Annotated in this window: 17 protein-coding genes; 5 read left to right on the top strand and 12 right to left on the bottom strand. The window is 54.0% G+C overall.

What is annotated here, in order from left to right:
* Nucleotides 1–111 precede the first annotated feature (111 nt).
* A complete protein-coding gene (locus H8K43_RS12900) occupies nucleotides 112–1,764 on the bottom strand; it encodes a M28 family peptidase (RefSeq protein ID WP_186904215.1) in 1,653 nt (550 codons plus the stop codon).
* 137 nt (nucleotides 1,765–1,901) lie between these two features.
* Here H8K43_RS12900 and H8K43_RS12895 point away from each other — a divergent pair, with 137 nt between their 5' ends.
* Nucleotides 1,902–2,396 carry an arsinothricin resistance N-acetyltransferase ArsN1 family B gene (locus H8K43_RS12895; RefSeq protein ID WP_222611036.1) on the top strand — a complete coding sequence of 165 codons (495 nt, stop codon included), beginning with the start codon at nucleotides 1,902–1,904 and terminating at the stop codon, nucleotides 2,394–2,396.
* Here the strand turns inward: H8K43_RS12895 and H8K43_RS12890 are convergent.
* The 7 genes from H8K43_RS12890 to H8K43_RS12860 all read right to left on the bottom strand — a co-directional run bounded on the left by H8K43_RS12890 (nucleotide 2,379) and on the right by H8K43_RS12860 (nucleotide 11,848).
* Nucleotides 2,379–3,242 carry a DMT family transporter gene (locus H8K43_RS12890; RefSeq protein WP_186904213.1) on the bottom strand — a complete coding sequence of 288 codons (864 nt, stop codon included), beginning with the start codon at nucleotides 3,240–3,242 and terminating at the stop codon, nucleotides 2,379–2,381. The genes H8K43_RS12895 and H8K43_RS12890 overlap by 18 nt on opposite strands.
* 281 nt (nucleotides 3,243–3,523) lie before the next feature.
* Nucleotides 3,524–4,279, bottom strand: a complete 756-nt coding sequence (locus H8K43_RS12885; protein ID WP_186904212.1) for a LytR/AlgR family response regulator transcription factor — start codon at nucleotides 4,277–4,279, stop codon at nucleotides 3,524–3,526.
* A gap of 78 nt (nucleotides 4,280–4,357) precedes the next feature.
* Nucleotides 4,358–5,689 (bottom strand): sensor histidine kinase, encoded by a 1,332-nt coding sequence (locus tag H8K43_RS12880; protein ID WP_186904211.1) that lies wholly within the window; start codon nucleotides 5,687–5,689, stop codon nucleotides 4,358–4,360.
* A 114-nt stretch (nucleotides 5,690–5,803) separates the two neighbouring features.
* Nucleotides 5,804–6,256, bottom strand: coding sequence for an ANTAR domain-containing response regulator (locus H8K43_RS12875; protein WP_186904210.1), 453 nt, complete (start codon nucleotides 6,254–6,256; stop codon nucleotides 5,804–5,806).
* A 207-nt stretch (nucleotides 6,257–6,463) separates the two neighbouring features.
* A complete protein-coding gene (locus H8K43_RS12870; protein ID WP_230403929.1) occupies nucleotides 6,464–8,959 on the bottom strand; it encodes a S9 family peptidase in 2,496 nt (831 codons plus the stop codon).
* Between the two features lie 135 nt (nucleotides 8,960–9,094).
* A complete protein-coding gene (locus tag H8K43_RS12865; RefSeq protein ID WP_186904208.1) occupies nucleotides 9,095–10,522 on the bottom strand; it encodes a M16 family metallopeptidase in 1,428 nt (475 codons plus the stop codon).
* Between the two features lie 3 nt (nucleotides 10,523–10,525).
* Complete coding sequence (locus H8K43_RS12860) at nucleotides 10,526–11,848, bottom strand: M16 family metallopeptidase (RefSeq protein ID WP_230403928.1); 1,323 nt, start codon at nucleotides 11,846–11,848, stop codon at nucleotides 10,526–10,528.
* A gap of 351 nt (nucleotides 11,849–12,199) precedes the next feature.
* Between H8K43_RS12860 and H8K43_RS12855 the strand changes: the two genes are divergently transcribed.
* Nucleotides 12,200–14,209, top strand: coding sequence for a methyl-accepting chemotaxis protein (locus H8K43_RS12855; protein ID WP_186904207.1), 2,010 nt, complete (start codon nucleotides 12,200–12,202; stop codon nucleotides 14,207–14,209).
* Between the two features lie 348 nt (nucleotides 14,210–14,557).
* Nucleotides 14,558–16,090: a peptide MFS transporter gene (locus H8K43_RS12850; protein ID WP_222611035.1), complete on the top strand. Its 1,533-nt coding sequence runs from the start codon at nucleotides 14,558–14,560 to the stop codon at nucleotides 16,088–16,090.
* A 96-nt stretch (nucleotides 16,091–16,186) separates the two neighbouring features.
* Here H8K43_RS12850 and H8K43_RS12845 read toward each other — a convergent pair whose 3' ends face one another.
* From H8K43_RS12845 to H8K43_RS12830, 4 genes are all read right to left on the bottom strand, one after another.
* A complete protein-coding gene (locus H8K43_RS12845) occupies nucleotides 16,187–17,365 on the bottom strand; it encodes an acetyl-CoA C-acetyltransferase (protein WP_186904206.1) in 1,179 nt (392 codons plus the stop codon).
* Nucleotides 17,366–17,586: 221 nt separating this feature from the next.
* Nucleotides 17,587–18,147 (bottom strand): phasin family protein, encoded by a 561-nt coding sequence (locus tag H8K43_RS12840; RefSeq protein ID WP_186904205.1) that lies wholly within the window; start codon nucleotides 18,145–18,147, stop codon nucleotides 17,587–17,589.
* Between the two features lie 197 nt (nucleotides 18,148–18,344).
* Entirely contained in the window at nucleotides 18,345–18,860 is a 516-nt protein-coding gene (locus H8K43_RS12835; protein WP_186904204.1) for a methylated-DNA--[protein]-cysteine S-methyltransferase, read from the bottom strand.
* Nucleotides 18,861–18,902: 42 nt separating this feature from the next.
* On the bottom strand, nucleotides 18,903–20,399 hold the full coding sequence (locus H8K43_RS12830; protein ID WP_186904203.1) for a DNA-3-methyladenine glycosylase 2: 1,497 nt from the start codon (nucleotides 20,397–20,399) through the stop codon (nucleotides 18,903–18,905).
* 247 nt (nucleotides 20,400–20,646) lie between these two features.
* Between H8K43_RS12830 and H8K43_RS12825 the strand changes: the two genes are divergently transcribed.
* Nucleotides 20,647–22,536, top strand: coding sequence for a GAF domain-containing sensor histidine kinase (locus H8K43_RS12825; protein WP_186904202.1), 1,890 nt, complete (start codon nucleotides 20,647–20,649; stop codon nucleotides 22,534–22,536).
* A 74-nt stretch (nucleotides 22,537–22,610) separates the two neighbouring features.
* The gene (locus H8K43_RS12820) at nucleotides 22,611–23,825 is read left to right on the top strand and encodes an MFS transporter (RefSeq protein WP_186904201.1); all 1,215 of its coding nucleotides are present in this window, start codon (nucleotides 22,611–22,613) and stop codon (nucleotides 23,823–23,825) included.
* Nucleotides 23,826–23,836: the final 11 nt, after the last annotated feature.

The following is a 23,836-nucleotide window of genomic DNA, read 5'->3' as shown; positions in this document are numbered from 1 at the left end:
GTTGTTGTAGGTACCTGTTCACCTCATGCTGGGGTCTATTCCTAAGTATCCTCCAGCATTTTTATAAGCTGCGGACCAGAAGTCCGCAGCTTTTTTTTTGCTTATTCCGCTTCAGGGAGCAGGCTCGATTTGACGTGGCTGGGCAAATGGGTCACCGGCTTTCCAGGCTGGCATTTTGGCGCTGTTCGCGATTTCATAACCCAGTTGCAGGGTGAATTGCGCCTGTTGCACCATGCCCGACAAATCCCAGGCCGGATCATATTTATCCGTGCTCTGGTGATAGCGCTTGCCATAGGCGCGGGCCTTCTCAGAAGATTCTTGCGGATGGTGGATAAAGTCACGGCCACGACTGACTGAAAACGCAGGAACACCGGCTTTTGCAAAGCTGAAATGATCGCTGCGGAAATAGCCACCGGCAGTATCCGGCGCTTCCGGACTGGCCTGTAACTGCATATCGCGCGCAACCTTGAGTGCATGCTGTTGCAGTTCACTGCGTTCACTGCCAGCCAGCCCCATGTCACGTGTGACACCGACAAAATTCATCACATCGATATTCAAGGCAGCTGCGGTTTTACGCAAAGGCCATAATGGCTGTGCCGCATAAGCAGAGCTGCCGAGCAAGCCCTGTTCTTCCGCTGCGACCCATAAGAACATCTGGCTGCGCCGCGCCGGTTGCGCCACCGCCGCTTTGGCCATCGCCAGCAAACCCGCGGTGCCTGAGCCATTGTCAATTGCGCCGTTATAGATCACATCGCCGTTTCCGTCTTGCTTAGTTTCCTGCTTACCGAGGTGATCCCAGTGTGCACTGTAAATCACCACTTCCTGCTTCAGGCGTGGATCGGTGCCGGGCACAATACCGGCGACATTGTATTGTTCCAGCTGACGCAAAGCAGAACGCGCTTCGCCTTTCAGTTTGGCGGCGGGCAGACGCACTGGCCGGAAATCCGTTTTTTCGGCAGCCTCACGCAACTTATCAAGATTCAGTCCGGCACCGGTAAATAACTGCTGGGCCAGCGCATCGGTAATCCAGGCTTGCAGTCCGACGCCAGTATCAGCGCCCTGCAACTGAAAATGTTCGGCACTGCCACCATTTTTGACCACCGACCAGCCATAACTGGCACTGGCATCGGTATGGATCAGGAGCACACCTGCCGCACCATGTCGTCTGGCCTCCTCAAACTTGTAATTCCAGCGACCGTAATAGGTGAGTGCAGCTCCACCAAAGCGCTTAGGCTCAGCTTCGGTAGGACGCGGCTCATTGACCAGCATCACCAGAATTTTGCCGCGACAATCGACACCTTTGTAATCATCCCATTGCTCTTCGGGTGCGCTGATACCGTAGCCGACAAACAGCAATTCATGATCAAAGCTTTGCTGGGTCTGGGCATTACCCGTCCACCAGACCCAGTCATCGGCAAATTGCATAGGCAGGCTTTTTCCAGCCAGTTCCAGATGGACTGTGCTTTTCGCAGGCAGCGCTTTGACGCCGCTGATGCGTACCGGCTGGCGGTAAGACGTTCCATTCGCAGGCAATAAGCCCAGCGCCTGTGCCTGTGCTTCCAGATACGCGACGGTCAGATCACCGCCACGCTGGCCCGTGCCCCGGCCTTCAAACAGGTCAGACGATAACAAGGCCAGATGGGCGCGCAGAGGGGCTTCCTGCACTTGTGGCAGCTGCTGCGCCTGCGCAGCAAGACTGAACAGTGACAGACAAAACAGGCTGCCGTATCTGGCAGCCTGCAGGGTGGTGATGAGTTTGGACATGGATGAAGGTCAGCGACTGTTTGATGGTTGAGCCACTTGGATGGACAGACTTACAATTGGTTCCATTCTGCCCATTACTGCTCAGCTGGCCTGATCCTTGCAGGGTCTGAGCAGGTCAACCCTGAATGGAGTATGCAATGCTACGTCCCGCTCTGGCTGCTGATGCGGCCGCAATCTGTGCAATCTATAACCCGTATGTACTGGAAAGCTGCATCAGTTTTGAAGAAACTGCAGTCAGCCATGAACAAATGGCACTGCGCATACAGACGGTGCTGGATGCCGGACTGCCCTGGCTGGTGTGGGAACAACAAGGCAAACTCAGCGCCTATGCTTATGCCACGCCCTGGCGCACCAGGCCAGCTTACCGTCATTCAGTCGAAATATCCGTCTATGCGGCACGCGAGTCAGCAGGTCAAGGTCTGGGCTCGGCCTTATATCAGGCCTTATTCGCCCAGTTGCAGCAGTTGGGCATACACAATGTGATCGCAGGGATCGCTTTACCCAATCCGGCCAGCATCGCATTGCATGAAAAAATGGGCATGCACCAGGTTGCCCGTTTTTCTGAAGTCGGTCAGAAATTCGGGCAATGGCATGATGTAGGCTACTGGGAAAAACTACTTACGCGGTCCTGATACCACCAGCCAGGTCGCCAGCACCACGCCAGCGCAACCTGCGGCCATGCTCCAGGTCAGGTGCTCACCCAGGAAAATCGCACCCCATAACAGTGCAAACAAGGGAATCAGAAAGGTGACGGTGAGTGCCTTAGTCGGGCCGATATCCTGTATCAGGCGGAAGTAGAGCAGATAGGCAACCGCACTGCACAGCAGCGCCAAGGCCACTGCCAGCGCCATCACGGTCGTGGTGATCTCGCCCTGCACTGGTACCAGTGGCAGAAAAGGCAGCAGCACGAAAGCCGCACCCAGTTGGGAAGCGGTCGCCATCAGCAAGGGATTCACATTCACCGATAATTTTTTGGTGTAGACGCCAGCCAGTGCATAACACACCGTCGAGCCTGAACAGGCCAGCAGCGCCAGCATCAGCTCTGTGCTCCAGACTACCGGTCCCAGTTTCACCAGCAAGGCCACACCCAGCACACCGACCAGCAAGCCAGCCAGCTTACGCAAGGTGAAGGCTTCGCTCAGGAATAATGCGCCCATCACTGCGCCCCATAAGGGTGTGGTGGCATTCATGATGGCGGAGTATCCGGCCGGCATATGCTGGGCCGCATACGCATACATGGCAAACGGCAACGCAGAATTGATCGCACCCAGCACCAGAAACGATTTCCAGTTCTGACGCCAGTTCTGCGGCTTCCCTGTCAGCAGCATCCAGCCACTCAGCGCCAGTCCTGCGATTGCGACCCGTAATTCCGCGGTCCAAAGTGCACCCAGTACCGGTGCAATCACACGCATAAACAGAAAAGAGGCCCCCCAGATGGCGGCCAGGGTCAAAAGTCGGATCAGGTCACTGCTACGCATGCAAACTCCTCAGAATTCAGGCCGGGCGCCTGACAAAGCGTAGCAGCTTAACAAATCTGGCCGGTTTATGCTGGCTAAATCCGGACTGGATATTGGCCATACACCACAACTCAGCGGGGAAGTTTTTACCTGGACTGACGCTAAGCCGTCCCGGCAAGGCGTGGCGCCGCAGACAGTACTTTAGGGCCTGTTAGCATTTAAATTGCGTGTGCAATTTAAAGGTTAACAGGCCCTGGCAAGGCGCCAACAACGCAGCCGGGGCGGTTTTTCGTCAGTCCGGACTACATGGGTTTGAAACGCCAGGCATACGCCTGACTCACCTTCAACTTCTCCGCACTGCCATGTAGCTCCACGGAATAGCGTCCCATTTCATCTCTGTGGGCGCGTGCAATTGCATCAGCGCGGACCACTGTGCCGCGATGGATTTGCCAGAACACGTCTGGATCTAAGCCTTCCATCAATTCTTTGAGCGGCTTGCGCACATGCGCCTCATCCTGCTGACTCACCACGCGGGTGTATTTTTCATCGGAAGTAAAAAACAGAATTTTATCGACCGCGAACATTTTTATGGTATCGCCCACACTGGCACTGATCCAGCGTATGCGCTCGGGCTGGTTGCCGCGGATGCGCTTATCCAGTTCTGACATCAGCTGGGTCAGATCAGGTGCTGGCTGGGCTGCTTTCATGCGTTCTTTGAGCCGGGTGATGGCCTCGTTCAGACGCTGTGCAGCGATAGGTTTGAGCAGATAATCAATCGCACCCGCTGCAAACGCATCGAGCGCATATTGATCATAGGCGGTGGTGAACACTGCGTGGCATTGACCTTTGGTCGCATGCGCGACATCCAGTCCGGTCATGCCTGGCATGCGGATGTCGAGAAATGCGATATCAGGATGATGGGTATGAATCGCTTCCAGTGCATCGGCACCATGCTCACACTCGGCCACGATGCTGAGCTCGGGCCAGTGTTCCTGCAGCATGCGTCTGAGGTCTTTACGGGGTAAGTCTTCGTCGTCGGCGATAATAGCTGTGATCATGTTGTCTCTAGTCTTTAGTATTTTTATGCAGAATCAATTCAGGAAAATTCAGAAAAACATACCTCCATCGTGTCGTGCTTATGGCTCATAAGGCAGCGTGATCACTGCCAGTACACCGCCCTCAGCACGTGCTTTCAGTTCCAGGCTGGCAGCAGCGCCATACATGGAATGCAGGCGTTGATGGATATTGGTCAGACCAATGCCGGAGCCGGAACTGCTGCCGCCAAAACCGACCCCGTCATCGGCCACCCGTATCTGCAAAAAGGATTGCTCATGTTGTTCGATACGACCTGCAGTGATGGCAATATGGGCCGGGCCGATCTTAGGCTCGACGCCGTGTTTGATCGCGTTTTCTACCAAAGAAATCAGCAATAGCGGCGGCAGCGCAGCGTCCTCCACTTCAGAATACACACTGAAACTCAGGCGCGGGATGCGGGCTTGCATCAGGCTCAGATAAGCGCGGGCTGCATCAAATTGTTTTTTCAAGCGTCCCTGTACCGAGGCGCCATCATCGCGCATTTGTGGGATAGTAGCGCGCAAATAATCGACCAGGTGATCAACGATGCTGACGGCGCGCGCCGGTTCGGTGTTGATGGCGGAACGCACACCGGCCAGGGTGTTGAACAGAAAATGCGGTTCGACCTGTGCCACCAGTACCGACAGGCGTAATTCGGCTTCGCGCCTGGCTTCCTGCGCACGCTGCAATTCACGCTGCTGTTGAACTTCTTTCAAACGTTTCTTCTGGCGGAAGTAAAGCCACAGATCAAAGCCACCAGCCAAATACAACAAGCCGATGACTACAAAGCCATAGGCCAGGCCTTCTATGACTTGTTCGCTGACTTTATCGATTTCAGGACCAACCTTATCTTCTGCAATGTCAGACTGGGAGGCACTGCTGGCCTGAGGCTCACTATGCACGGTTGCCGTACCCGCTGCTTTTTTAGCTTTGTCGTCCATCGCTTTTTTGCTTACATGATGCGGGTCGCCATACACAGCCAGCTTGACGCTGTATTTACTACCGTACAAAGCCCCCCAACTGATCAAGGCACCGGTCAGCAGCGCCAGCACAATCAAGACCGACTCTTTGCGCGAAGTAAAATGACGCTGCCGTATCAGCACAGCGAGGCCTGGTCCCAGCAAATGCAGCATCGTAAAAGTCAGCGTGGCCGGGATTGCTTTGGCGACGATATCCGCCAGGCTGACGCCAGACAAATACGCAATGACGCAACTGAACAGAGCAATAATCCCGACCGGTACCGACCAGGCCAGACTGCGGTAATAAAACCAGGTGCGCGAAAACACCGGATAGTTACGTGCCCGGTTAAGCCAGGTATCGGTTCTGACCGCGACCTCTGCGGGTAAAGGGGAATCCGCCTCAACAGGGCGCTTGAGATGGGCTTGGCTAGACATGGGGACTCCGGCTACGGCATATAAGAACGAGGCTCAGTGTACAAGCTGGCCAGAGTGCCGCGTCAGCCTGCGACGAAATACAGACCAGCCGGATGAAATTCCGGTTTGCGGGGATTAAACCGCATCCGGTGCAGAGGAATTATCCAATGCTGCGGTGTCCTGCGTATCGGCGGGTGGCTGCGCTGCCGCTCTTTGCTGTTTGGCGATACGCAAAATGATATTGCGGATAGAAGTCAGTACCGCCACCGAGTTAAATGGTTTGACGATGAAGCCATGTACCCCGCGTTGTTGTGCGGCCTGCAGAATAGTCGCATCAATTTTGGCCGAGACCAGGAATAACAGCGCCTTAGGCAAGTCGCGGCGCAACTGGTCGATGATCGCCAGCCCTTCTTCATTGGTTTCACCGATATCGATACAAACGATTTGCGGTTTCAGACGGATCACGCGTGCCAGACTGGCAGGTGCCAGATTGGCGTCGCCCACCACTTCATGCCCGCCATTATTGAGTACGGAAGTCAGTAAATTACGGGCAACCGCATTGGCATCTAAAATGACGGCTTTGAGCATAGCGTGGCCTTATTGGTGAAATCGGTGTCAGGATGAGGCGGGCTGCAGCACACCTAAGTGGTGCAAAAGTAATGCAAGCCAGTAGGCATCTTAATGCAAAACTTTACATGGGTGCAAAAAAACAAGGGGAGGCCTGAGCCTCCCCGTTGACTTGTTAATGAGGTGCTGAGCTGCGTGGATGAAGTATCTGTCCGGCTCAGTTGTATCTCAGTCTTTGCCGCCAGCTTCGCCTTTGGCATTTTTCACATACATGTCCAGCCAGCGATCCTGCTCCCACAGCATATGCAGTATCGACTCGCGCGCGCGGTAGCTGTGACTTTCATTGGGCAGCATCACCAGCCGCGAGGCGATACCCAAGCCCTGTAAGGCCTGGAACATACGCTCACTCTGCATAGGGAAGGTGCCGCTATTATTGTCCTGCTCGCCATGAATGAACAGGATAGGGTCCTTGACCTGGTTCGCAAAATTAAATGGCGACATCTCCAGATAGGTTTTCTTCGCAGTCCAGAAATTCCTGTCTTCCGACTGGAAACCAAATGGCGTCAGCGTGCGGTTGTACGCACCGGAACGCGCAATCCCGGCGCGGAACAAGCGGGTATGCGCGAGCAGATTGGCAGTCATGAAAGCGCCATAACTGTGGCCGCCAATCGCGATGCGGTTGCGGTCAGTCACGCCCAGCTTAACCACTTCATCGATGACCGCTTCGGCATTCATCTTCAGCTGCTCCAGATAACTGTCATTCGGCTCTTTTTTTCCTTCACCGATAATCGGCATGCCGGGACCATCGACCACCACATAACCACGGGCCAGCATCACATGCGGGCCGTTATAGGAAATCCGGTTGAAACGATGCGGCGAACCGGTGACCTGACTCGCTGCTTCTGCGGTTTTGAATTCACGCGGATAGGCCCAGATCAGGGTGGGACGCGGTCCATCGCGTTTAGGCTCATAACCCGGTGGCAGATACAGATTGGCCGTCAGTTCCACACCATCTTCGCGTTCATAACGAATCTGCTGCTTTTTCACGCCCTTGAGTTGCGGGTAAGGATGGGCGAAGCTGGTCAGCGCGCGGCGCGGCACATGATCACCCAGGTCATCGGCATAATAGTTGGGCCGCTCTTCATTCGACTCGCGGCTCAGGATGATCTGACTGCCCTTGTCATTGAGTATGCCGACCACTTCTTCGTAAAACGGCGGATGTGAACGGAATAAACGCGTGGTCTGGCGGCTGACCAGATCCAGCCGGTCCAGGAAAGGGCGGTCGCCTTCCGTACTGGCACCGGTACCGGTCAGGAATATGGACCTGCCATCGGCCGTGATGCGCAATACCTGACGCCCCATCTCATTGGTCGTCATCACAGGATTACCCGGATTGGCATACTGATCTTCGGTCTTGCGGCTGAACACCAGCTCAGGTTTGCTGTCCGCGACACCGGGACGGATGCGCCAGGTACGGGTATCTCGCGTCTTGCTCCAGTTTTCTGTGACCAGCGCCAGATTGTCATTGCCCCACTGAACGCTGGAAAAACGCCAGCCCAGTTCCATCAGCTTTTGTGGCGGATGATCAAATGGTGCGGCTTGCTGCATGAAGACATCATGTACCTTGGTATGGGATTCAGGGTCGCCACCACCTTGTGCTTCCAGCCAGGTCAGGCTGGCCGGTTTATCGGTGCGCCAGGAAAAATCACGTGGCCCGGCCTGCACCGCATCATTACCGGAAGGGATGCGCTCACGCATAGGCCGCTCGGCCACGGTACGCACCTTGCGTCCCTCGTCATCCCACAATTCGATCAGCTGACCAAATCTGTCCATAGGTAACATGGTGGAATACGGGCGGCGCAACTGCGTGGTCAGAATCAGGCTGCCATCGGGTGAGACATTGGCCTTAGACAGCGTCATGACCGGACCGATGCGCCTGACTTCGCCTTTAATGCTGACAAAACCGAGCTGGGTCTGTAACTGCCAGTCCAGCATGTCTGAATCCGCTGGCGTTTTCAACATGTCGGGATAAGTGCGGTTCTGTGCCCCTTTACCGGCGCGGCTTTCCACCATATTTGGGCCCGCAGGCACGATGGATGGCGGGGGTAGCGGCTTTTGATTTTGCGGTACTAATCTGACAAACAATTCATCTGAACCCGTCCAGGAAAAACCGGCACTGGTAACAGCATTGAGCTTATCCGCCATCAGACGCCGTGCCTGCGCTCTGCGCACATCGAGCAGCCACAATTCCACGCCATCATCGACCCAGCGGCTGAAAGCGACCCATTGTTCATCCGGTGACCACAGGGTTTCTGCGATGCGTACTTTGGCTGGCAGGCCACTGACTTCGCGGCTTTTACCGGTGGCGACATCGAGCAGGCTTAAACTGGTGCCAAAATCAAAATGGCTGGCAGCACGGGTGCGCGGATTGATGCGCAGGCCAGCCAGCTTGAGCTCAGGCTGCGCCACATCGGCGATGCCAGGCAGACCCGGCAAATGCACCATCAAGGCAGTTTTGCGCTGCGGTCCCAGCTTGAACAGCGGCCCGCGTGGCGCATCCACAATCGCCTGTAATTCCGGGGCCGGTAAGTGGTAGCCATTCTCGTTCTGACTGGTGCGCGCAGCGCCATTGGCATTGGCGGCTTGTACCATTGACGCTGGCTGCGTCAGGCAGAGCAGCAAAGCCAGTGCGCTCATCACGGGGCGCAGTGGCGCTGAATTCATGTTTTTCAAATGCATAAGCTCACAAAAAGACGGTTCACATCCGGTCTGACAGATGAAACAAAACCGCCCTGCAAGTCAATAACAGAGCGGTTTTGTCAGGCCGGAGCCCGGTGAAACCGGGCTGAGTGCTGAGAATTACCTGGCGGCTGGCTTAAATCCATCCGCTTTGATGTCCAGTTCAGTCACCTCACCATATTGCGCGGCGACAGGACGAATTGCCTCGGCTTTGCCGATTAACAGCATTTGCAGTTTATCGCGTGGAAAATGTTTGTCCACCAATTGTTTCGCTTTTTCCGGCGTCAATCCATCGACATCGCGCATAAAGTGATCAATCTGACTACGATTAATCTGTGACACATACATATCGCTCAAAAAACCCGCCAGTTGCTGATTGGTTTCATAGCGCGGCGGGAACTGGCCTTTGACATAGGCTTTGGCCGATTCCAGCGTGGCCGCATCGATGCCCTTATCCCACAAACGCTGATACGTTTTGTGGGCCAGTGCCAGCGCTGCCTCGGTTTTGGCCGTCGCCGTGAAGCTGGAAACACCGAATACACCGGCCTGCGCCAAGGTCTGGAAGCTGCTGTTCGCACCATAGGTCAGGCCGGAATTGACGCGCAATTCATCATTCAGCCAAGACGTGAAACGCCCGCCCAGGATGGTGTTGATGACTTGCAGCGGCACATAATCCGCATCATTTCTCGCGATACCGGCACCGCCAAACATGAAGGTGGTTTCGGCTGCATCGGCTTTATTCACCAGCCAGACGCGTGACTTATCGGCGCTGACTTTGCCAGTGTCCACACGGGCTGGCATGGGTCCGGCTGATTTCCAGTTACCAAACAGTTTTTCCAGCTGGGCGCGCATGACGCTGGGTTTGAAGTCACCGACCACGACCAGTGCGGCATTATCCGGACGGAAGTAACGCTGATGAAAACCCTGTACATCTTTGGTTTCCAGCGCACTCACGCTGCTGACGGTACCGGAGACCGGATTGGCATAGGCACCCTGGCCAAACAACATGCTGTAGAAATAGGGCTGCACAACATTACGCGGACTTTCCTTGGCCTGCTTCAGACCATCCACGGTACGGGCGCGCAGTTTGCCAAATTCGTCCGCGTCAAACAGCGGGTTTTGCAAGGCGTCTGCCATGATGGGCAGCAAGGTCTGGATATCGTCTTTCGAAAAATCTGCATACAGCACCGTGCCATCGGCAGACGTACCGCTGGATAAACGCGCACCACGGAAATCGAAACTCTGATCGATCTGTTGTTTGCTGTAAGCGCGCGAACCCAGCAGCAAAGCGTCACCAGTCAGGTTAGCCAGACCAGCGGCTGGACCGTCCACAGTGGCACCAGCCCGCACTACGGCGCGCACCGCGACCAGCGGCACTTCATGCCTTTCCATCATATAGATGCTTAAGCCATTCGATAAACGGACTGTTTCAAAAGCCGGTAACTGAAATTCTGCGGCCTGCGCGGAAGCCGCCAGGGTGGTGACGGTGGCCGCGACTAAGGCGCTTTGTTGTATCAGACGGAATGCTTGGTTTATGGCTTGATTCATGGCTTACTCCTCGCTGGCGGCCAGCACACCAACGGTGCGTTGAGATTTTTTAAAATAAGTGGCAGCGACTCTTTGTATATCCGCTGCGCGCAGGCGACGATAGGCCTCAGGCGCATCGAACAGTTTTTTATAGTCACCGAAATACACTTCATAGTCACCGATCTGGGCCGCTTTGCCGTTGATGGTTTCCTGCGCACGGTAAAAATTCAGCAGCTTCTGGTTTTTCACCTTCTGCACTTCTTCTTCGCTCACGCCTTCACGTATCAGTTTGTCGATTTCTGCCAGCAGGGCGGCTTCTACTTTGGCGGCTGGCACCTGATTGGCGGCGACCGCAAAGAAGTTAAACAAACCAGGATCAAAAGCCTTACCGTAATCGGCACCGACCTGAGTCGCGAGCCGCTTATCGACCAGCGCCTGATACAAACGTGAGGTTTTGCCCTCGGTCAGTATGCTGTTCAGCACTTGCAAGGCGTAGTAATCGGGATTATTGGCAGGCGGTACTTTGTACGACACCATCAGATTCGGCGTGGTCGCGGATTCCTTGCGTACAAACACCCGGCGCTCGCCTTTTTGCTCAGGCTCCACGGTGCGTACCACCGGTGGCAAGGCGCGTTGCGGTGCTTTGGCAAAATACTGTTCGGCCAGACGTTTGACTTCATCGGCCTTGACTGCACCGACGATCACGGCAACCGCATTATTCGGTGAGTAATAGGTTTTGAAGTAGTTTTCCAGATCGGTCTGGGTCCAGGCCTTGATATCGGATTCATGGCCTATGGTCGGTATCGCATAGGGATGCGCATGGAAAGCCGTCGCATATACCGCGCCCCAGAGCGAACGCAGATTCGAGTTTTCCAGACCGGTGCTGCGTTCCGACAGCACCACGCCGCGCTCGCTTTCTACCATTTTCGGATCGATGGACAAATTCGCGATACGGTCGCTTTCCAAATCAAAAATCACTGGCAACGCGGTCGCCGGAAACCAGTCCTGGTACACCGTCAGATCGTTATTGGTATACGCATTGTTAGCACCGCCCGCAGCTTCCATGGTGCGGTCGAATTGCTTAGGGCCGAATTTTTTCGAGCCATTGAACATCATGTGTTCAAAAAAGTGGGATAAACCGGTAATGCCGGGCACCTCATTGCGAGAACCGACTTTCCAGTAGGTGTACATATTCGCATTCGGTATCGTATGGCTTTCCAGTACCAGGAATTTCATGCCATTCGGTAAAGTAAAGCTTTTCACCTGATCTGCTGTCAGCGCCTGACTATGGCTGACCAGGCCGCATAGCAGACTGGCCGCCAGGGCGAGGTTTTTCCACTTCATCATATGTCTCCAAAATTTTAAAAAAAACTCAGCCTGTGCATTGTCAGGACCGGTAAGGGTGGAGTTGTGCAATTTTTTAGCATTACTTTTGCACAGTTTTTGCAAGGTCTGAGTATGTGGCCCAGGGCCTGTTAGAGCACGTACAGGGAAAAGGGTTCCGTTTGGATAAGAATTTGTGCCTGCTACACCACACTGAGTTTTAAATTTCCTTAAATAAATTGTTACCAATCAGCAAAAATTGCCTTTAAGCTCCCCATTCCCCGCTTATCTCTGGCAAGCTGCCAACATTCAAATATAAAAAACACGCAGGTGCCACTACACGCACCCAGATCGGGCAACCAGGACTTGTAGAGTATGAAAAAACAAAACTTATTTTCAGCCAGTTCACTCGGCTTACGCGCAAGAATGCTACTGGCCGTGCTGGCCATGGTCATTATCGGCTTTACCGTCACCATCAGCCTGCTTAGCTATCAGGCCAGCCAGATGCAATCGCAGGCTTCTGCTGCATATGCACGCCAGCTCGCGATTTCGAATGCCAATCTGGTGGCAGAAAAAATCAATGTGGCGCTGTACGCAGCCAGAAACCTGGCAGCCGGACTCAGCAGCATGAAAGCGGCGGGCAATCCCAGCCGCGAGGCGGCCGATCAGTTGCTCAAGAGTGTATTAGCGGCCAATCCTGAATTTACCGGCGTCGGCACGATCTGGGAGCCGAATGCGTTTGATGGCAAGGATGCTGAATTCGCCGGCAAGCCCGGCCATGACCAGACTGGCCGTTATCTGCCTTACTGGAACCGTGGCAGCGGCAGCATACAGGTGGAAGCCCTGACCGATTACGAGAAAGAAGGCGCGGGTGACTACTATCTGCTGGCCAAAAAATCCGGCACCGAAGTGCTGCTCGAACCCTATATGTATAAGATCGCCGGTAAAGATGTGTTCATGACGACCGTGACGGTCCCTGTAATGAGCAATGGCAAACTGGCCGGTGCCGTGACCGTGGATTTGCCGGTCGCGGGCTTCCAGGACAGCATCAGTAAAATCCGTCCTTATGAAACCGGACAAGCCAGCCTGCTGTCGAATAAGGCGGTGTACATAGGCGATGCCAATCCTGCGCTGCTTGGTAAGACTATGGACAGCAAAGTTGCTCCGTCCGGGCTGATCGCTGCCGTGCAGGCAGGTAAATCCTGGGAAGACACGCTGTATGATGCGGCGCTGGACACCAGCATGACACGCATTTTCGTGCCGGTCCGTATCGGTGCCAGCAACACGCCGTGGTCATTTGCGATCAGCGTGCCGGAAGATAAAATCCTGGCCGAAGTCAGAAAGCTGCGCAATCTGTCCATCCTGATTGGCCTGATCAGCGTGGCCGTGGTGTCGGCGATGTTGCTGTATGTGGTGAATAAGCTCATCATCCGCCCGCTCGGTGGCGAGCCGGACACTGCAGTTGAAATTGCACGCCGGGTGGCCGAAGGGGATCTGACTACCCAGGTCAGCTTACAACGCGGCGATCAGCACAGCATGCTGTACGCGCTGCATCAGATGCAAGAGCAATTGCGCGGCATCGTGACCGAGATCCGGGTCAGCAGCGAATTTGTGTCGGATGCCTCGGGTGAAATCGCCAAAGGCAATCTGGATTTGTCCCAACGCACAGAAAGCCAGGCCGCATCGCTGGCAGAGACGGCCAGCAGCGTCGAGCACATGCACGAAACCGTACAAAACAATGCCGCTCATGCAGAACGCGCCCGCCAGCTCAGTGTGGAAGCAGCGGGTACCGCGCAACGCGGCAGTGCCGAGGTCGACAAAGTGGTCATCAGCATGAACGACATCGCGGCCGAATCCAAAAAAATGGCGGACATCATCACCACCATCGAGGCTATTGCATTCCAGACCAATATTCTGGCACTGAATGCAGCGGTAGAAGCAGCCCGCGCCGGTGAACAGGGCCGTGGCTTTGCCGTGGTGGCGACCGAGGTCAGAAACCTAGCACAGCGCAGCGCGCAGGCTTCACGCGAAATCAAGACCCTGATTGAAAACTCCATGACCAAGGTGGATCACGGCACCGAGGCGGTCGACCAGGCCGGAGCCACCATGCGCACCATGCTGACGGCGGTAGAGGGGCTGACTTCCATCATGCGTGAAATCTCCACCGCCTCGTCTGAGCAAAGTGCTGGCATTGCGCGCATTAACGGCGAAATAAATCTGATGGACCAGTCTACCCAGCAAAATGCGGCGTTAGTGGAAGAATCCGCAGCAGCCGCAGATTCGCTCAAGGACGAAGCGCATAAGTTATGGCAAGCGCTGACGGTGTTCAAAACCGAGGCAGGCCACACAAAAACTGTGCATCCGGCGCAAAAAATTCTGCGTTAAGGGCGGTTTTCGCATCCACGCCACAAACTTTGCAGCACACTTGCAACAGCCAGAAAACAGCCTGAAATGTCAACAGAGATTTCAGGCTGTTTTTTTAATCACCAATCTATAAAACAAATATATCGATAGTAAATACTTACATTGCATCCATGCAAGCTTGCTTGCAAACTTGTTTCAGGCCGGGTTGGCACTGTTTTTGCTGCGTTGCAACATATGTCTTTCTTTATGAGTTTTTCATCGTGGTAAGCTACGCGCCGAATTGACTCAATTCACATCATTCTGATATCAGTAATGAAAAAAATTTTGCTGATGAACTTGTCTAACAAAAAACCAAAACCGGAGAGCAGTTTGAACACAATTCAAAACCCTGGGGCGCACACCATCTTAGGGCACCCCGACAGCTTATTTGTCCTGTTTTTCACAGAGATGTGGGAACGTTTCTCTTACTACGGCATGCGTGCGCTGCTGGTGCTGTTTCTGGTCACGGAAACCGCAAAAGGCGGCTGGGGCTGGACCCGCGCAGATGCGACCGCGCTATACGGCTGGTACACCGGTCTGGTCTACCTGACACCGATACTGGGTGGCTATATCGCCGATAAATTCCTCGGCAGCCGTCGTGCCGTAGTACTGGGTGGTTTTATCATCGCGGCAGGTCATGCTTCGCTGTTATTTGATACGCCGACTATGTTCTATCTGGGCTTATCGCTGGTGGTGGCTGGTACCGGTTTGTTTAAACCGAATATTTCCGCGATTGTTGGTCAGCTCTATAACAAGGACAATGAAAGCGGCCGTGATGGTGGTTATACCCTGTTTTACATGGGTGTGAATGCCGGTGCATTCTTTGGTATTTCCCTGTGCGGTTATATCGGTGAAAAAATCTCCTGGTCATACGGCTTCGGTCTGGCTGGCGCCTTCATGATATTGGGTGCGATACAGTTCTATCTGGGTCAGGGCATCTTTGGCGATATCGGTCTGTCTAAAGCACAGAAAGCTGAAAAAGAAGTCGTGCCTCAGGAAGAGCCGCCTACCCATGTGGTGGTTGACCGCATCAAAGCGATCTGCGTGTTCTCTTTCTTCACGATTTTCTTCTGGTTTGCGTTTGAGCAGGCTGGTGGTTCCATGACGATTTTTGCGGCTGACTATACCGACCGTGAACTGGTTGGCACCAGTGGCATGATCTTCAAGATCGTCAACAGTCTGATGACGGTGATCCCAACCGCGATCCTGAGCTGGTTGCTGATCAAATTATTCGCTGGCACGGCAAAACGCTATCTGTGGTCTAACATCCTGCTGGTAATCTGTATCAGCGCGATCTGGGCACTGGTGATCTGGATGCTGGGCCGTGAGTTCTCTATGGATAAATCGAATATCCCTGCCACCTGGTTCGGTGTGTTGAACTCTTTCTTCCTGGTGATACTGGCACCGATGTTCACTAAGATGTGGGAAAAACACTGGAATCCTAGCGGTCCGATTAAATTCGGTACTGGCCTGATTTTGCTGGGCCTGGGCTTTGCTGCTTTGTCCTATGGTGCATCCAGCATTCCGGTTGGCGCGAAGACCGCGTCGGTCAGCATGATTTTCCTGATCGCTGCTTACTTCTTCCATACTATGGGTGAATTATGCATTTCGCCGGTTGGCCTGTCCTACATCAGTAAGCTGGCACCACAACGTCTGCTGGGTCTGATGTTCGGTATCTGGTTCCTCAACACTGCGATCGCGAATAAGATAGCCGGCTCTACTGGTAGCTACATCGATGAAATCTCGAATACCTATTCGATGTCGACCTTCTTCCTGATCTTCACGATCATCCCGATTGCTGCAGGTATCGTGCTGATGCTGCTGAATAAATGGATGGCGAAGAAAATGCACGGCATTCATTAATACACAGGCTGATGGCCAGGCCGGCCATCAGCCCTGGTGAAAAAAAACCGCTGTAACATACAGCGGTTTTTTTATGTACAGACAGATGACAGCGTATCAGTCACGCTCGATCGCGAGTGCCACACCCATACCACCACCGATACACAGGCTGGCCAGACCCTTCTTGGCATCACGGCGTATCATTTCGTGGATCAGGCTGACCAGGATACGGCAACCGGAAGCGCCGATAGGATGGCCGATCGCGATTGCGCCGCCGTTCACATTGATCTTGCTGGTGTCCCAGCCCATTTCCTTATTCACACCAATCGCCTGCGCCGCAAAGGCTTCATTGATTTCCATCAGGTCGACTTCTTCATGCGTCCAGCCAGCTTTTTGCAGACACAGTTTGGCCGCTGGTACCGGGCCCATGCCCATGATAGTCGGATCAATACCGGCGGATGAATAGGCTTTGATACGTGCCAGTACCGGCAAGCCCAGTTCTGCAGCTTTGCTGGCCGACATCATGATCACTGCAGCCGCACCATCATTCAGACCCGATGCATTACCGGCTGTGACACTGCCGTTTTTATCGAAGGCTGGACGCAGTGCCGATAAAGATTCGATTGTGGTACCGTGTTTGATGAATTCATCGGTATCGAACACCACCGTGCCTTTTTTGCTCACGATTTCAACCGGGATGATTTCGTCGACGAATTTGCCCGCCTTTTGCGCGGCTTCTGCCTTGTTTTGTGAAGCCAGCGCGAACTGATCCTGTTCTTCGCGGCTGATTTCATATTTCTTCGCCACGTTTTCTGCAGTCACACCCATGTGGTACTGATTGTAGACATCCCACAAACCATCAACGATCATGGTATCGACCAGCTTGGCATCACCCATACGGAAACCATCGCGCGAACCGGCCAGCACATGCGGCGAAGCACTCATGTTTTCCTGGCCGCCAGCGATGATGATGTCGGCATCACCAGCTTTAATCGCCTGCGCCGCCAGGTGAGTGGCTTTCAGACCACTGCCACAAACTTTGTTGATCGTCATGGCTGGCACCGCATCCGGCAAACCCGCTTTGATCACGGCCTGACGTGCTGCATTCTGACCTACGCCTGCCGTCAGTACCTGGCCTAGTAAAACTTCATTGACCAGCGCGCCGTTCAGACCAGTTTTCGCCAGCAAGCCTTTGATCACGATAGCACCAAGTTCGGCAGCAGGAATTTTTGCCAGCGTACCGCCAAACTTACCAACAGCGGTACGGCCAGCAGCCACAATAACGACGTCTTGCATAAAGATCTCCTATCAATGGGAAGAAAGAAATGATGTAAGGATCACACCTGGTCAGGCTCAGAATGCGGCTTGAGTACCTGATTTTTTGCATTGCAAAAAGAACTATTTGCTAGCTTACACCTATCAGCGGATATTTGTCACAGCGGCGTGTGCATTCGACAGGCGTAAAAAAAGCTCCCGGGGGAGACGGGAGCTTTTTGAAACAAACCAGCAAAGAATAATTACTTCTTCTTAGCGGTTGCTTTTTCTGCAGCTTGTGTAAATTGCTGCGTTGCTTTGTTCAGATTTTCTTCCAAAGTCTGTACAGCATGCTTGGTTGTTTTAGTCAACTGCTCGTAGCCTGCATTGATGTTACCGACCACAGATTTCAGGGCTGTCACAGCTTGCTCGGAGCCAGCTGGTGCATTCTTAGTCACTTCATCGATCAGTGTGATCACTTTAGTGTTAGTTTCAGCGATGTGCGCTTCCACTGCCTTAGTGAATTCTTGCTGAGTTGCTGTAGTGATGCTGGCCAGGTGACGACCGTAAGCCAGTGCTTTTTCTGCGGATGGCTGTACTTGCGCGCTGCTCAGTGTGAAAAATTCTTGTGGATCTTTGGCAGAGATCAGTTGTTTTGCTGTCGCTGTGCCTTCTTCCAGGCTGGCTTTCGCTGCATTGACGTTCAATGCGACTAATTGCTCCAGACCTTCGAAAGCTTTTTTGTTCAATGCAGTCAAAGACGCGAATTGCGCTTCGAGGTTAGCTTTAGTTGCAGCGATGAATTGTTCAGGTGTAGTTGTCATGGTTTTCTCCAGGAAAGGATATCAAAATTGGCAGCGCCGTCCATGAAAATCAAATTGAATGGTGCACCGCAACAACTGCAATTCTACACCTGCTGTTTCACAGGTCAAGCATTTTTTGTGCATCGCACCAAAATGAGTTAAATGATATTATTTTCCACAATAACAACATCTAATTTTCATGCGGGTTTCCAGCCATTTCAGGCTTGAAAACCACCAAAAACACTGGGTTTAAGCTGTCGCATATTTGCCTCAAAATTCAGCAAATACTGCTTATTTTTTAAGCCACCGGCATATCCGGTCAAGGCGCCATTGCCAGCGATCACGCGATGGCAGGGCAGGATGATGGACAAGGGATTTTTGCCATTCGCCGCCCCTACCGCGCGCACCGCAGCGGGATTCCCCAATTGCTGCGCCAGCTGGCCATAACTCAGGGTCTGACCATACGGAATCCGGGCTAACTGACGCCAGACTGCCTGTTGAAATACGGTACCTGCACTCAAATCCAAAGGCAGATCGAAGTGCTGACGCTGGCCTGAAAAATATCCAGCGAGCTGCTCTGCCGCTGCCAGCAATAGCGGATGCTCAGGCGCTGCTTGCCATCCTGCGATGCCTTTGAAGTGCCGGTGCTCAGGAAAATACACGCCACTCAGGCCTTGCGCGCTGGCCGCCAGTAACAGCGTGCCGGTTGGGCTGTCGGTGTACAAATAGTGCATGCGCTGTGACTCCGTTCTGTATTGGAAAAATAGGGACAAATGCTAAGTCTGCGACAAGGAATGCCACAGTAACAGCGCTCCATAAGCACGCCAGGGTGACCAGGCTGCGGCTTGCTGCAGCAATTGCGCTTCGGTGTAACGCCCATCCGGCTGACCGGCGAGGCGGGCAGCGGCTTTTTGCAAGCCCAGATCCCCGGCCGGAAACGCATCCGGAAAACGCATGGCACGCATCGCGATATAGTGCGCAGTCCAGGCACCGATGCCGGGTAAAGCGGTGATCGCAGCGACGAATCCAGCCAGACTGTCTGCTGGTTTTTTGTGCAGCCCTTGCGCCAGCGCAAAGCCTGCGATTTCTTGCAAAGTCGCGGCGCGTTTAGCGGGCATACCCAGGCTGGCCAGCTCGGAAACACTGGCTTGCAGCACGCGCTGCGGGGTAGGGAAATGATGCGTCACCGCGCTGAATGGCGTGTCTGCCGGCTCTCCCAAAGCGCGTACCAACCGACCGGAAATAGTGGTGGCTCCAGCCACGCTGACTTGTTGCCCCAATACGGCCCTTAGGGCCAGTTCAAACGCATCAAAACAACCCGGCACCCGTAATCCCGGAACGGCCTGTAATACCGGTTTCAGCGCAAGATCAGCCTCAAGATGGGCCTGAATACTGAGTGGACTCGCATCGAGATCAAATTGTTCGCGAACGCGGCTGATCAGGGTCAGCAATACCGGACTCAGCGCCGGTGCAATTTCCAGCTGCAGCTGCGCTTTGTGCGGCTGGCAGCTGACTTTCAGCCACCCGCTATGGCCATCCAGCCTGATGCTGCGCACATAGACTTGCTGATCACCTACAGTCTGCACCGCTTCCAGCCCGGGCATGGCGCGGCCCGCCAGATAACGTATCATGGCCGGCCAGGCATAGGGTGGACGGTAAGCCAGCCTGAGCGTAATCGCGGCCTGTGGCGGTAAATGGCTGCGCCGGATCGCGCCGGGTGCGAGTTGATAGCGTTCCGAGAATAAGGCATTGAAGCGTCTGACACTGCCAAAGCCTGCCGCATAGGCGATTTCTGCCATAGGCAGCTGGGTCTCCTGTAACAGCTTTTTGGCAAACAGCAGACGCTGGGTCTGGGCCAGCTCGACCGGCGTTACGCCAAACTGCTGTAATAACAAACGGCGGATCTGGCGCGAGGACAAACCCACCTCTGCCGCAAATGCGTCCAGCGTCTGATCATTGAGCGCGCCATCGGCAATTTTTTGCCAGATCGCATACGCCAGATTCTGCTGTATCGCATACGGGGCCAGTTCAGGCCGACAGCGCAGGCAAGGTCGGAAACCAGCGGCCTCGGCCGCAGCGGCGCTGTGATAAAACTGGCAGGAGCTGGCCTTGGGTGGTTTCACACTGCAGATGGGGCGACAGTAAATCCCGGTACTGGTGACACCGGTAAAAAACACGCCGTCAAAACGGCTGTCCTTAGCCAATACCGCCTGGTAGCACTGCCCCTGATCAATGCTGCTCAGGCCAGGGAATTCATGTTGTACAGTGTTCATGGTTTTCTTATCTGTGAATTAACAGCTCAGTATGCAGAGCACGAGCAACGGGCAGGCACAGATCTCTGCTTAGAATGCGACAATTTGCGCTTTCTGCACTAAGATGAGTATCCAGAGCTGCTCAGTAATCAGGATCAGGCTTGCCCTCTTCAGTCACTTCTGCTGAGCGTTGATATTGCATTTATACGCGCCATGGCGGCTTTGTACTCGCCATTTTCGGACAAGTAAATACGAATGGGTTAACAGGATGAGCAGTCTCATGCAAAGTCTGGGCCGCATCATGCAAAGCGAAGCCGGACTCTCCAGCGCCATGCAACAATTGCTGGCGATGGCAACTGACTTGCTAGACACCGGCTATTGCGCAGCATGGATACAAGACAATGCGAGTGGCCATTTTATATGCCGCGCCCGACAACATGCTGAGGCAGAACGATGCCCCGTTATCGAAGCAGCTGACTTTCCTGAACTCACTCATCTGCTGTCACTAGCAAACGGCACGCTGCAATTAGACCAGGCGGACAACGCGCGTCTTACTTCGGAATGGAGCGCGATTTGCGCTGACTTAGCCACCCCCATGCTGCTGGTGGTGCCACTGACTGCGCATGGAAATCGCATAGGTGCCGCCTTGTTTGCGCGTGCGGAAGGATGCGATTGGGATAGCGCTGAACAGCAACTGGCAAGTCAACTGTGCGGTCTGATGCAACAAAAAATCGTCGAAGATGATTTTCAAAAATTGCAGCGGGAATTGAATCAGCATGTGATGCACCGCACTTATGAATTGCGACTGCAAACTGAAGAGCTGCGCCAGGCCCAGCAATTGGTGCAAAAGCTCAGTGAAATCGGACGTGAGATTACCTCCAGCCTCGATCACAACACCATTATGAGCGTGGTCTACCAACATCTGCATTCCCTGATCGGCGCTGAGGTATTTGCGATCGGCATTTATCATGCAGATAAACAGCTCATCGAATTTCCAGGAAATATACTGCGCGGCGAAGCTATGCGCGCTTATTTCCGTGATGTGAATGATCCTGATTTGCTGGCGTCTTACTGCGTACGGGAACGTAAAGAAATTTTCATCAATAATATTTTTGAAGAGTATCCAGCCTATATAGGCGCCGCCGGGCTGGAACGTCTGACCGATAAAAAGTCTTACGCTGAGGGACAACCTTTATTCGTGCCAGCCTCGCATATCTATGTGCCACTGATTTTAAAAGGAAAGATCAGCGGCGTCATTGCGATACAGAGCACCCAGACCCATGCATTTCAACCCATCCATCTGGATATGGCGAAAACCCTGAGCGCCTATACCGCGATTGCCATCGACAATGCCGACACCTACCAGCAACTGGCCCAGGCCCAGAAAATCCTGGTGTCTCAGGATAAGCTGGCGGCACTGGGTTCACTGGTGGCCGGGGTCGCCCATGAACTCAATACGCCTATCGGCAACAGCATGCTGACGGCCAGTACCTTGCAGGAAGAAACCCAGCGCTTTCAAGTGCAGTTAGAGTCCAGCCATCTGAAGCGTTCAGATCTTCAGCATTTCACGCAAGGACTCAGCGAGGCCTGCGAATTATTGATGCGCAATCTGCACAATGCGAGTGAACTGGTCACCAGTTTTAAGCAAGTCAGCGCCGATCAGACCAGCCAGCAAAGACGACAATTCCATCTGGCGCAGACCGCACAGGAAGTCGCCCGTACTCTGCAAAATTCGATACTCAAACAAGGCCATCATCTGACGCTGGAAATACCCAAAGACATCGTGCTGGACAGCTATCCCGGTCCTTTGGGTCAGATATTGACCAATCTGATCAACAATGCGATGTTGCATGGATTTAGCGGTCGCAGCGCCGGGCAAATGACTATCTGCGCCAGGATGCTCAGTCTCAGTCAGGTTGAACTGCTGTTCACCGACGATGGTGCGGGTATTCCAGCCGCAGATCTGCGCCGCATCTTTGATCCTTTTTTCACCACCAAACTTGGGCAAGGCGGCAGCGGGCTGGGACTCAGTATCGTACACAATCTGGTCACCACCATCATGGGCGGCAGCATAGAAGTCAGCAGTACGCCTGGACATGGGACCCGTTTCTGCCTGCGTCTGCCCTTGCAGGCGCCGACGCCGGTTCCGTCACGGTAAAGCTGCCAGTCCACCGCCAGCCTGACTTTACGTTAGACTCCGGACTTTCTAAGCGCATTTTCAGAAAGCAGCGTATGGCTCAGCAACAGGCTCCCGATCTCAAAACTATCCTCATCGCTTCCGGCGTCGTACTGACCCTGGCGATGGGTATCCGCCATGGCTTTGGTTTCTGGCTACAACCGATTTCGCAGGCGCATGGCTGGACCCGCGAGACCTATTCCATGGCACTGGCGGTACAAAACCTGCTGTGGGGCGCTTTTGGGCCACTGGCGGGCATCGCGATTGACAAGTTTGGCACGCATCGGGTCGTGATTTTCGGCGCACTCTGTTATGCGGCCGGGCTACTCTGGATGGCGACCATAGATCAGGCCTGGCTGTTTATTGCAGGCTCCGGCGTCTTGCTTGGCTTAGCGCTGGCCTGTACCGCATTCGGTGCGGTCAGTGGCATCATAGGACGTACCGCACCGCTGGAAAAACGTTCCTGGGCCTTCGGCATCTCTTCCGCGGCCAGCTCCTTCGGTCAGTTCGCCATGATGCCGGTCGAGCAGCAGCTGATCCACCACACCAGCTGGCAAAGCGCCTTTTTTATCCTGTCTGCTGTATTGCTGTTGCTGATGATTCCTATGGCCTGGCGTTTACGCGATCCGGCGCCAGTAGCCAGTGAAGGGCCGCAACAAAGCATACGGCAAGCGATACGCGAAGCGCTGTATTACCGCCCTTTCCAGTTGTTGGTGGCGGGCTATTTTGTGTGCGGTTTTCAAGTCGTCTTTATCGGTGTGCATATGCCGGCCTATCTGAAGGACCGTGGCATCATGGACCCGAATGTAGCGGTATCGGCACTGGCATTAATCGGCTTATTTAATATTTTCGGCTCTTACTATGCGGGCAAACTGGGTGGCTTATTTCCTAAGCGCTATTTGCTGTCCTCGATTTATCTGAGCCGCAGCATCGTGATTGCCTTGTTTTTACTGGCGCCGCTGTCGACCTATTCTGTGTATATCTTTGCCGCCGCCATGGGTTTCTTGTGGCTGTCCACCGTGCCGCTGACGAATGGCGTAGTCGCCAGTATTTTCGGCGTCAAATATTTGTCTATGCTGTCCGGCTTTGTCTTTTTTTCGCATCAGGTCGGCAGCTTCCTGGGGGTCTGGCTGGGTGGCTATCTGTACACACTGAACGGCAATTACAACATCGTCTGGGGGATCGCGCTGATGCTGGGCATCTTTGCTGCGCTGGTCAACCTGCCTATCAATGAAGCTGCACTCAAACGCGAAAGTCTGGCCCATGCCTGAATGGTCCAAAA

It is taken from the genome of Cognatundibacterium curvum (assembly GCF_014284235.1).
Classification (GTDB): domain Bacteria; phylum Pseudomonadota; class Gammaproteobacteria; order Burkholderiales; family Burkholderiaceae_D; genus Undibacterium; species Undibacterium curvum.
Note: the sequence above shows the minus strand (reverse complement) of the source record. Positions and strands in the feature narration are given on the sequence as shown.